Annotated in this window: 7 protein-coding genes; 5 read left to right on the top strand and 2 right to left on the bottom strand. The window is 56.2% G+C overall.

Annotated elements, in window-relative coordinates:
* Positions 1-525: 525 nt before the first annotated feature.
* Positions 526-825: a hypothetical protein gene (locus tag Poly21_RS11935; RefSeq protein WP_146407265.1), complete on the top strand. Its 300-nt coding sequence runs from the start codon at positions 526-528 to the stop codon at positions 823-825.
* A gap of 142 nt (positions 826-967) precedes the next feature.
* On the opposite strand, the gene Poly21_RS11930 is transcribed toward Poly21_RS11935, so the two are convergent.
* Entirely contained in the window at positions 968-2284 is a 1317-nt protein-coding gene (locus Poly21_RS11930) for a PQQ-binding-like beta-propeller repeat protein (protein WP_146407264.1), read from the bottom strand.
* Positions 2285-2634: 350 nt separating this feature from the next.
* Here Poly21_RS11930 and Poly21_RS11925 point away from each other — a divergent pair, with 350 nt between their 5' ends.
* The 4 genes from Poly21_RS11925 (at position 2635) to Poly21_RS11910 (ending at position 10977) form a co-directional block, all read left to right on the top strand.
* Positions 2635-3207, top strand: a complete 573-nt coding sequence (locus tag Poly21_RS11925) for an ECF-type sigma factor (protein ID WP_146407263.1) — start codon at positions 2635-2637, stop codon at positions 3205-3207.
* Between the two features lie 308 nt (positions 3208-3515).
* A complete protein-coding gene (locus Poly21_RS11920) occupies positions 3516-5726 on the top strand; it encodes a serine/threonine-protein kinase (protein ID WP_146407262.1) in 2211 nt (736 codons plus the stop codon).
* A 206-nt stretch (positions 5727-5932) separates the two neighbouring features.
* Positions 5933-7636 (top strand): efflux RND transporter periplasmic adaptor subunit, encoded by a 1704-nt coding sequence (locus Poly21_RS11915; protein ID WP_146407261.1) that lies wholly within the window; start codon positions 5933-5935, stop codon positions 7634-7636.
* Positions 7633-10977 (top strand): efflux RND transporter permease subunit, encoded by a 3345-nt coding sequence (locus Poly21_RS11910; RefSeq protein ID WP_146407260.1) that lies wholly within the window; start codon positions 7633-7635, stop codon positions 10975-10977. Before Poly21_RS11915 ends, Poly21_RS11910 begins: the two co-directional genes overlap by 4 nt.
* A gap of 17 nt (positions 10978-10994) precedes the next feature.
* Here Poly21_RS11910 and Poly21_RS11905 read toward each other — a convergent pair whose 3' ends face one another.
* Complete coding sequence (locus Poly21_RS11905) at positions 10995-11909, bottom strand: GDSL-type esterase/lipase family protein (RefSeq protein ID WP_146407259.1); 915 nt, start codon at positions 11907-11909, stop codon at positions 10995-10997.
* Positions 11910-12026: the final 117 nt, after the last annotated feature.

Raw genomic sequence — 12026 nt, 5'->3', positions numbered from 1 at the left:
CTAAACCAAGATGCCAACTTACGCACGCCGATTGAGCGTCGTTCCTCGTAGGCGACCTTTAAATCCAACGCTCGTCATTTACCGCTCAAGAGTAACAACGCCGGATCAAATGAGAAATTGAGAGTCATAAATAGCATGGTGTTCGGATCAAGCTGTCGGATGCGTGATGGCCGGCTCTATGCTGCGACGGGTGTTGACTCAACCACGAAATACACGAAAAAGATGGACGCTTAACTTTCGTGTCCTTCGTGTATTTCGTGGTTCAGACTTCCAGCTGGATGGAGGGCTCGCTCACACGCCTTTGACACGGATCCGTTCGGAGCGACGTCGATAGAGAATCGCAACAGGGCTTTGCGTTTTAAGCTGTCGGATGCGTGATGACCTGCTCGCTGCAGTGACTGGTGTTGATTCAACCACGAAATACACGAAGGACACGAAAAGATGGACGATAGATTTTCGTGTGGTTCGAGTTTCGCGCTGTTAAAATAATTCGTAGTTCCCTGCCGTTCTCTGCGATATAGAACGGTGACAAAATCATCTGTGGTCAAACGCTACCCATTCGTGATGTCGACAATACTCACCTTGCTCGCTACCGGATTGTTTGTCGCTGGCGTTCGATCCCTCGTTACGCTCAAACGGACTGAGGAGGCAACACGCACCGAACGCTCCGACCCCTTTTTCACCTCGGTCGCATTGTTGTTTTCAACGGCTAACCGCAGCGACGAGTTTCGCGCGGTGCAACGGCGAGCCGTCTGGCTGTTCTGTGCCGCCATCCTCTTACTTTACATTGCACGGGTCGCAATCGTTCAGTCCGCTGCGAGCTGATACGGATGTCACTTGCTCGGTCACGCCAGGTCGGCTCATTCGAATCAAGTGGTGCCTTTCACCGGGCACCGCAGTGGTTCCTGCGGTGGAGGCTATATTAGGCTCATCCGCCGGGAGCGTGCGCCCCGGCATGATCTAGCGGTTATGGCGATTGGATTTTGAATAAGAATTCTTTGCCACGGACGAAGATCGCGCCATGGGAGACAGCGGGGCATGCCGTCGTGGACATTTCAGGAACATCGTTGACGGCGATGATATCTGGCTCTCGTTGAGCATTCACGATGCTGCCAAGCCCGCTCTGGTTGAAGAAGTACAGGTGGTCTCCGGCAAGAATGGGCGATGCCAGATAATCGCCCGAGAGTCGTTCCTTCCAGAGTTCTTCACCTGTGTCCACATCAATGCAAGCCAACACGCCATTGTCGGTGACTTGATAGATCAAACCATCATGCTCGATCGGCAACGCAAAACGCGGATTTCCCCGCTCACGTACCCAGACCACGTGCGAGTCGGTGATATCCCCCTGCGTGGACTCATCCATTCGGACAGCGACGAGCTGGGCGCCGCGGGAACCGGTGTTGATGATCACCAGCTTTTTTTCTGGCAACCACAGCGGCCGAATGCCAGCGTTGTAGCTATCGTGTCGAAGCGTCCAGAGTTCTTGGCCGGTCTCAAGGTCATAGCTTTGCATGGCTCGAGCGCCAACAGAAAGCACCTGCACTTGATCGCCGACTTCAATGATGGCAGGCGTGCAGTATGCTTTTCGCATGTCACCGTCACGTAACGGTTTGCCATCGTCGCCGAGATCTTCATAGTCCGTACTGCGATCAGTCCGCCACAAGGTTTCTCCCGTCTGGGCATCGAGCGCCGTCGTGTATTGCTGGTCGACACCATCGAAAGTCAGCACCAATTTATTGTCGTACAGCACGGGCGAGGAACCGGGGCCTCGAAAGTGTTGGCAGGGCAAATCTCGTCGCTGCCAGATCACCTCGGCGGTCCGTGAATCGAGTTTGGCCGTCCCATAGCTGCCGAAGTGAACATACACGGCGCCTGGCGCCAGCACACAGCTTGGTGCAGCGTAATTGTTGAATCCGACCGCTCCGCCGAGCGGCTCGACATCCTCGTTTTCGAATAGGACGCGATCATGGAGGATTTCACCGGTCTGCTCATCGATCGCGATGACAGACTGCCGCGTCCCATCGGCGGTTGCTGCGGTGAGCCACACTCGCCCCTCCGCGATCACCGGGGACGAATGCCCTTGACCATGCAGCGGCGCCTTCCACGCGACGTTCTCGCTATCCGTCCAATGTATCGGAAGAATTTCCGCGTCAGCCTCGGCCACGACGCCGTCATGGGTCGGCCCGTGGCGGTCGGGCCATTGCGCTTGGCTATACTCAAAAGAACTGATCAGTAACGCAGTTAAGACGGACGCGAAGGTCGTGAGTTGGGTTAGGCGATTCATAGCGGTCGCAGGCTGGAAAGACAGATGGAGCAGGTGGGAACGTGACATTGTACTAGACGTTGAGCAATCGCGAGCTTCCGCCTCAAAATCGTCGTGTCAGGAGAATGAGCAGGATGCTGGACTCGCGACGGTACCGTGTCGTACCTCTGGGGCGGGAGTCTCTGCCTCCGTTTCGCTCCAAACTTACAGGAAATTGCCGCAATCGAACGAGTCCAGCTACAATAGGCGTGCTCCCAAATAGGCGTACTCCCAGCCAAACGCTGAACTTACTTACGATTCATCCCAGCGGACCAGCGTATGGATAATGCGGCGCGACAAAGTATTGCCGGTCGGCCTCTGTGCAGGTATTCATGTCCGAAATCACCCAAATATTAAACCGCATCGACGACGGGGACGCTGCCGCGGCAAATGATCTGTTGCCTCTGGTTTATGCGGAGCTGCGCCGACTCGCGGGACATCGCATGCGGCAGGAACCCGCTGGGCACACCCTGCAGCCGACCGCTCTGGTGCATGAAGCCTACATGCGAGTTGTCGGTTCCAACAATGAGGCCGCCAACTGGGATAGCCGAGGGCATTTTTTCGGTGCCGCCGCCGAAGCGATGCGACGGATTCTGATCGAGAGTGCGCGGCGGCGAAAGAGTCTTAAGCGGGGTGGGGATCGAAAATCCTGTTCGATCGCGGACGCGGATGCTGTCGTCGATGCTGCCAACGTGGATGAGTTGCTTGATTTAGATGCTGCGCTTGGGAAACTCGCCGTCGACGAGCCCGAGCTTGCGAAGTTAGTAGAATTGCGATATTTCGCTGGATTGAGCGTCGACGAATCTGCCGCCGCCCTAGGGATCTCGGCCCGCACGGTCAAACGTAACTGGGCCTTTGCCCGCGCATGGTTGGGACGCGAGATCAACCTCGAAGGAAAATCTTGATTTTTCCTGGCCCATCGGCGAATTGGTTTACGCATCAATCTCTTGACGGGTTTACTTGCGAACGACTCCATCATCGCTGGACCGCGCCAGTTTGATTCGCCGTGTGAACGCTAAGCTCAGCTTTCGCGAAAAGAACAAGAACCGGGGCTAGCGCCCAAACGGCTATTGCGACTAGTGAAATACGTCGCTAGTTCATCGGAATGACAGTGTCCAATCAGGGGAGCATTCGAGAGACCGGCAAACCGGCTGTGGACAATGTCAGCAACTGATCGGAGACGCGATCAGCAGCGATCTCGACGGGTTTAATCATGCAAAGCGAAAAATCCATCTTCTTCCACGCCATAGACCTCGACAATGTCAATGTGCGTCAGGCATACCTGCGGAAGGCCTGTCGAGGGGACAAGAAGCTCTTAGCAGCGGTATCTGAGTTGTTGCGAGAACACGATCGAGATTTCAATCCCATCGACAATCCTGCGGCGGTTGCTCTCCTGCCCACACCTTTGGAAAACGATCCGAAAGCGACCGACGACCGATTTGCTCCCGGCACGATGCTCGGTGCGTACAAACTCCGAGAGCAGATCGGTGAGGGCGGGTTTGGTCTTGTCTTTGTCGCTGATCAGCTCAGTCCGGTGCGCCGACGTGTGGCGTTGAAAATTATTAAACCTGGCATGGAATCCAAGGAGATCATGGCGAGGTTTGAGGTCGAGCGACAGGCGCTCGCGATGATGGATCATGAGAACATCGCCCGCGTGTTTGATGCGGGTGTGACCGATAGTGGGCAATCGTACTTTGTGATGGAGCTGGTTCGCGGTGTTCCACTGAATCAATTCTGTGACAATCATCGGCTCAACACCGAGGATCGGCTGCACCTGTTCATTTCAGTTTGCAATGCCGTTCAGCATGCTCACCAGAAAGGCATCATTCATCGCGATTTAAAGCCTACCAATGTGCTGGTGACGCAGCAGGACAGCCGACCGATCGCGAAGGTGATTGATTTCGGCGTCGTCAAAGCAATTGGTCAGCGTCTGAGCAACACCACGATCTACACGCGACTGGCATCGATGGTAGGGACGCCCGCTTACATGAGTCCCGAGCAAGCCGAGATGACCGTCGGCGACGTGGATACTCGCAGCGATATTTATTCACTCGGCGTGCTGTTGTACGAACTGCTCACCGGCTCCACCCCGCTGGCGATTGACCGCCTGAATCAAGTGGGTTTTGACGAACTGCGTCGGATCATTCGCGAGGAAGAGCCGCTCCGGCCGAGCAAGTTGCTCAGTACTCTCAACGGCGACCGGGCGAGCACGCTATCGGCAAACCGACGTATGGAGCCTGCCCAGCTTGAGTCTACCATTCGCGGAGACCTGGACTGGATCGTCATGAAGGCGCTCGATAAGGATCGCAATCGCCGCTACGTTAGCGCCGCCGCCATGGCGGAGGACGTCGAGCGACATTTGAACGAGCAGCCAGTGGAGGCCCGCCCGCCGACAGCGAGGTATCGTTTTTCAAAGTTCGCCCGTCGCAACCGCGTTGTCCTCACCACCATTTCGCTGGTCGCTGCCGCCTTACTGCTGGGATCGGCAATCAGTGTCTGGCAGGCTCGAGTGGCCATTGATGCGATGCAACAAGCTAATCAAACTCGCAAGGACCTGGAGGAATTTACCAACCGGCTCAAACATGCCAACAGTTTGCTCGCAAGGGGGCGTGCCAACGCGGAAGCCGGCAGTTGGGCGGAGGCCAACTCGTCATACACCGCCGCGACTCAAATCCAGCCCGAGTATTTTCATGTCTGGATGGAACGGGGGTCGTTCTATGCCAAGCTTGGATTGTGGGAGATGTCCGCCGCCGACTATGCCCGAGCATTGCAACGCGGTTCTGCCGTCGATGGAGCAGAGTACCTGGGCGTTCCGCAGCTATTTCTTTACACCGGCGATCTCGCCTCTTATCGGGAACTGGTCGACGACCTGAGGAACTCCAATAGTGGTGCCACGGGTACCAAATTGCGTGGCGAGCTCATGGGAAAGCCGTCCATGGAATCTGCCCGCATGATTGCTGCGACGGCTGAGGAGTTGATCGAAGATAGCCGCGGTTCGATCCCCTCAGGTCTGAGTAACCGTAGTCGCCGAATTCCGCGTGGTGTCAAATTGTATCTAGCCGGATGGGCACACTTGGCAGCGGAGCAATACGACCAGGCGATCGAGCGACTCGAGCAATCCCTCAGCGAAGATGTTACGTGGGCCGGTCTGGGGATCAGCTATCCCTTGTTGGCGATGGCGTACTCGCATGTCGGCCGAGACGAGGATGCTTACATCACGTTGGAAAAATCCCAGGCGGCACTTGATGACTGGCTCGACGAATCACTGGAGAAAATGCAGGGGACCCCTCCCATCCCTTGGTTTGACTGGATCGAGTTCATCGCCAACCATCGTCAGGCAGCAGAGATGATCCGTGGAGAGAGATCGCCCATCGATCCTCGCTATCAACAGCAACGAGCAAAAGCTCAATCCGTTATCCAATAGCAACGTCCACTGTCCAATCGTTCACACGTCTCGACCCACGCTATTGACCGTTTTCGAAATGGTGCGGAGCGAGCTCGCTGGCCTGCAAAGTATCCGCGGGCTGAGAATTTCTCCGTCAGGTTTTTATTTGTCATTTTTTGTGACCCCGCCGGTGCGTCGTCTACGCATTACCAATCCCACCCCAACCCGCCCAAAAGACATTGCATATGAATGCCACCCCGGGTCCTCCCAGCTCACATCAACACGAAAGCTCATCGTCCTCGGTCCAATTGCCGGAGGAAACGCCAGCCGAACCACGCCGCGGGACGTTGGGCCGGCTTGTCAACGTGATTGTCTCCAGTGGGATTTTAGCGCTCTGCGTTTTTGGATACACGTTCTTGGGTGAGCGCGAACGTCCTGAGCGAGCCAAGTCAGCGAAGTCAGGCAAGACGACCGTGACGACGCAAGAATTGCGAATTCACAGCGGCCCTGTTCCGATCGATGTCAACGGTGTGGCCGTGCCGCTGAGAGAAATTCGCCTAGCGACGGAAGTCTCCGGCCGGATCGTCGAACAGTCACGCAATCTTCGCACCGGCCGGATGGTGGAAGCTGGAGAAGTTTTAATTCGTCTCGATCCAATTGAGTACGAACTGGAGGTCAAGCGTTTGCGGGCACAGGCCTCACAAGAAGCCGCTGAAGTCGCCTCCGTTGAAGTGAGTATTGGAAACACTCATGAACTTTCCAAGCTCGCTCAGCAGCAGTTTGACCTTGCCAAAAGTGAACGCGATCGGGTGGATATCTTGGCGAAACGGCAGGCCGCATCAGCAACGGAGCTCGATGCCGTCAAGCGAGCGGAGCTGACGGCGAAAGCATCGTTTGTTGAGTTGGGTAATCGGCTGCGTGAACTGGAGTCGCAGCGTCTGTTGTTGCTCGAAAAGCGAGCGATGACCGACGTCCTGCTGCAACGGGCTCAACTCGATCTATCGCGTTGTGTCGTCAAGACGCCCATCCGCGGACGGGTGGTCGCATCGACGGTTGAAGAGGACTCCTACGTCCCCGCTGGCACATCCTTCATCACGATCGAAGATACTTCGGCGGTCGAAGTGCGCTGTAACCTAACCGCGGATCAAATGATTTGGGTTTGGAGCAGCGGAGGTATCACACGCTTTATCGAGCCATCGGCATTAGAGCTGGCCAGGGTAGCTCCCGGGGATGCTGGTGAGTCACCGTTGCCAATGGGAACCAGTGAAGACGATCGCGTACCACCCATCCCCGCCACGATTTCATATAAGTTCGGCTCAGAAACCCATCATTGGCCCGCCGTCCTGCAACGCATTGATGGTGCCGGGATTGATCCGCAAACTCGAACCTATCCATGTTTATTTCGTGTCAACACGCCGCAGTCTCTCGTTTCAACCGGGCGTCGCCAGCAATTGACTCGCGGCATGTTCGTTTCAGTTGTCATGGACACGCAGCCCGATCAAACGCTCTATGAGGTAGCCGAGACTGCTATCCGGCCTGGCAATCGCGTGTGGTTGAGCGTCGATGGACGTCTCCGAGTCCTACCCGTCACGATCGTCAGCCGGTTGCCCGAGTCGATCGTGATTGCCATGGATCCTGAGAAAAGCCAAGGTGTTTCCTTAGCGATGGCCGAGATTATCGTCTCCCCGGTAAGTGATCCACTCGACGGGATGGCAATCGCAGCAACGCCCATGCAGAGCGAAGAGCCCGCGGCAATTGGCAGCTCGGACCCTCGGCTGGGAACAGAGGTGGCCACGCTCGCCGAAGCGACGGGAAATTCACAGTCTGAGGACAGCGGTTACGAAAGCGTTGATCCCCAGTCGGACGACGGCATCAATGAGGTTACTGGTCGGTCGGGTGTGCTCACCTCTGCTGTGAAGGCCGAGCCTGCAATGGAGACGGCGCAATGAAATCGCTGATTGCATGGTCGGTCAAAAATTGGCAAGCGATGAACGTCGTGATGCTCGGGGTATTGTTGTTAGGGGCATACAGTCTGTCCCAACTCCGTCGCGATTTTTGGCCCGACTTCGAGCTCTACGTACTGAACATTTCTGTGACCTACCCGGGGGCGAGCCCGGATGAGATTGAAGAGGGGATTCTCGAGAAGATAGAGGAGTCTATCCACACCGTTGATGGGATCGACGAGATGACGTCGTCGGCGCGCGAAGGCATCGGTACGGTGATGTTGGAACTCGACCCCGATGCCAACCAAGCCGACGCGCAACGTATCCTGACCGAGGTCACCACGCTCATCGGGCAAATTCCCAGTTTCCCCGAGTTGGCTGAAAAACCAGACATTCGGCTCAACACGAACTTCACTACGGCGATTCGAATCGCAGTGATGGGCCCCAAGATCAATCGATCTCAGCACGATCGGTCTCAGCACGATCATCGTGGAACACTGCGTCGAACCGATTCGTTTGTTGCCGACCAGACTGATGACTCGAAACTCCGTGAGCCGGTCAGCTCCAGCGAGTCGGCCTTAGCCCAGGCGGAAGCTGCCCTCTCGCTCCGACGTGTTGCCGAGCGAGTTCGGACGGACGTGCTCGCACTTCCCTCGGTCTCGGTGGCGGATTTGGTCGGGACACCCGACTATCAAATTGATGTTGAAATTCCCGAGCAAACGCTGCGCAAGTACAACCTGTCGCTTAAAAGCGTCGCCGACATTGTGCGCAGTAATAACGTCGAACTGCCTGCTGGAACGCTCAAAGGACGCTCACAAGAAATATTGCTACGGGGCAGTGACAAAAGTGACGTTGGCGAAGGCATCGCGGAGATCCCACTGGTCAGTGAACCCGGTGGCGCGGTGTTGACGGTGGGCGATCTAGGCATTGTCCGCGATGAGTTTGCGGTCGACGGCACCATCAACGAAATCAATGGGCGTCCCGCGGTGCTCGTGTCAGTGGAGACGACCAGCGCCGACGACATCATCGAAGTCTCGCAGGAGGTCAAAGACTTCGTCGTGCGAGAGAGTGCGAATCTGCCGCCCGGTTACTCGATGACGACACTTCGTGACCGCTCGACGAGCGTCGAGAGTCGCTTGCAATTGCTCAGCAAGAACGCCTGGATGGGGTTGGTGCTGGTGTTTATCGTGTTGGCGTTGTTTTTGGAAATGCGGTTGGCATGGTGGGTGATGCTGGGGATTCCAGTATCGCTGCTGGGCGCCTGCATTTACATGTATTACGGCAACCAAACTCTCAACATGACGTCCATGTTCGCGTTTCTGATTGCGTTAGGAATCGTGGTCGATGATGCGATTGTGGTCGGTGAGAATATTTACGTTCATCGCGAGATGGGCAAGAGTTACCGCCAAGCGGCCATCGACGGTGCCTACGAAGTGATGCCGTCGGTGATCACTGCCGTCACGACCACGGTGATCGCATTCGCGCCGATCATGTACATGGAGGGTCGCATCAAGCGGCTGACGGTGGTGCTGCCCATGTGCGTCGGTGCGATGTTGCTGATTTCAATGATTGAGAGCCTGACCATCCTGCCAGCCCACCTCTCGCATCGCCGCAGTCGTTTTTTAGATGCCTTGGGTTACTTGTTTTTGCCACTGCGACCGCTCAGTTGGTTGTTGCAGAAGGCGAACGCGGCGATGTCAAGCTTACTCGCGTGGGTGATCGACAGCATCTACACACCGGTGCTTCGCTGGTCGCTCGGTAATTCGGCGATCGTGATCGCTACCTTGGCGGGTATGCTGATTTTGTCGGTGGGGGTCGTGAGGTCGGGAATGGTGCCGTTCTTGTTGTTGCCTAAAATTGACTTTGGGTTCATCACAGTGTCGGTTACCTACCCCGACGGCACCCCCGTGGAGATTACCGACGCTGCCACGCAGCGACTTGAAGAAGCCATTTGGCGTGTCAATCAACGCTCGATTGACGAGAAAATGACGGAGGATCCAGGAGGTTTCGTACAAGCGGTTCAGCGTACCGTCGGATCATCCGGTGACGAGGTCGGCATCGCTCCCGCCAGTCATGTGGGTGGATTGTTCATTCAGCTCAACGATATTGGTGAGCGAACTGTTAGCAGTGACGAGATTGTCCGCATGTGGCGAAAGGAGTCGGGAAGTTTCCCGGGTGCGGAAGCTGTCGCGTTTGGCGCCACTCCACGAGGTCCTGCTTCCCTGCCACTCGAGATGCGTTTGATGGCGACGGGCGAGCACCACGACCAACTCGATGCAGCGATCGAGCGTTGCAAGGCGAAACTGGCCGAGTACCCCTATGTTTCCGACATCGCAACGGACACTCGGCAAGGAAAATGGGAGTATCGCATCAAGGTTCGCGACGATGCCGAAGCGATGGGGGTTTCGCTGGCCGATGTGGCCGGAACGGTCCGCGCGTCGTACTACGGTGAGGAAGTAATGCGACTGCAGCGAGGCCGCCACGAGGTGCCGCTCCGCGTGCGCTATCCCCGTGACGAACGAAATACATTGGTCAGCTTTAATGATATCCGCATCCGCGGGATCGACCGGACCGAACGACCTCTGAGCGAGGTCGCCGAAGTCGACGTGCAACGGGGGTATTCTGAAATTCGCCGTATCAATCAAATGCGCAGCGTGGGCGTCGTCGCCGACGTGGACGAAACCCGCGGCAACGCTTTTAACGTGGTTTCCGATCTAAAGAAGAACTTCGTTCCCCTCCTCGCCGAAGAGTTCCCCGGTGTGGAGTTTGAGTGGGGGGGGCAGCAGGAACAGACCGATGAAACCGTTCACAGTCTATCGCTCGGATTCTTTGTCGTATTGGGAGCAATGTTTTTACTGCTGACAATTCAGTTCAACTCGTGTTGGCAGGCGGTGCTCATCCTCATGATCATTCCGTTCGGGTTTATCGGGGCAATCTTGGGACATGTCGTGATGGATATTGAACTCACCCTGTTCAGTATCTTCGGCATCGTGGCGTTGGCCGGTGTGGTGGTCAATGATTCCATTGTGTTGATCGATTTCATTAACCATCGCGTCGCCGAAGGGCTACCCCAACACGATGCAATTATCGATGGATGCCGACGCCGTTTTCGAGCTGTGTTGCTGACGTCGGTGACAACCTGTGCCGGAATGATGCCGATTCTGCTGGAGCGGTCCAAGGAAGCGCAGGTTGTGTCACCGATGGCCACAAGCCTGACGTTCGGTCTCGCCTTCAGTACGCTGGTGGTTCTGGTACTCGCTCCGGTGATGTACCAAGTTCTCGCCACACTGATGGCGAGCGAACCGGATCATGATGAGTTACCCACTGCAGTGACCGCCGCCGTTTAGCCACGTGCACATGAGACCTACTGCTCCACGTTGACACGCGTTGCACTCACTTCGCGTGCGGATGACGTGTTCACTGATGCAGTGTTGCCAAGCACTTCATCAAGGCGACGACGAATCAGCTCTGCCCAGAGCTGATACCCAGGCTCATTTTGGTGAAGCTTGTCTTGGCGGAATAACTCCGGTCGAGATTGATCCTGGCTGTCGAGATAATACTCCGCTGTGCTGATGAAGGATACACCGGGGTGCGTCAACGCAACGTCTCGCAGCATCGCGTTGAGATCGCGAATCTGCGGCCAGACGCGCCACCGTGAAGGTGTGGGAGTGACCTCGACCAAGAGCACTGGTGCATCGGGTTGATGCTGATGCGAGACCTCGATCACGTGAAGGACCATCTTCCGAACCGCGTCGACCGAACGGTCCGCGTCTGACCCGGTAATGTCGTTGGCCACAAACACCACCAAGGCCTTGTATTGATGGGGGGTAACCAGGCGTTTCGCGAATACGACTAGATCGCTGAATCGAGCCCCCCCATATCCTCGCCGAATAATGGGATAAGGTGCGAGCATCTCAGCGGCATCCTCCCACAGTCGGATGCTGCTGCTGCCCAGCAGCATGACGGCATCTTCGGGATCGCTCTGTGAGCGGTCGAGCTGTTCCAGTCCGGTAATTTCTTGCTCCCACCTAGCAATGGCTTTTGCTCGATCTTGCGGCGAAAGTATTCCCTCCAACTCCACTTCGGTGGCATTCCGTGAGGAAGAAGGGATTTTTTTTTCTTGCGCTAGGGCGTTCGATGCGGCACTGGACGACAACAAGATCAAGGCCGTACATAGTGTTGTCAATCGAGCCTGGGCGGACAGTGGCAGAGAACTCGCCGATGAACCCTGCGGTAGGGTAACTGGTATGGCGAAGCCTAGGATAGATCGTGGCGTCATGGTGGAACAGCTGGAATGATGGATGTGAAAAGCGGGTATTTACGGGCTCGACTGATGCACCCGCGCGAATTTCGTTTGGTGTAGAATAACAGACTGCTTCGTACGGGTGGCCAATGT

It is taken from the genome of Allorhodopirellula heiligendammensis, assembly GCF_007860105.1.
Classification (GTDB): Bacteria; Planctomycetota; Planctomycetia; order Pirellulales; family Pirellulaceae; genus Rhodopirellula; species Rhodopirellula heiligendammensis.
This window is presented reverse-complemented; position numbering and strand designations above follow the sequence as displayed.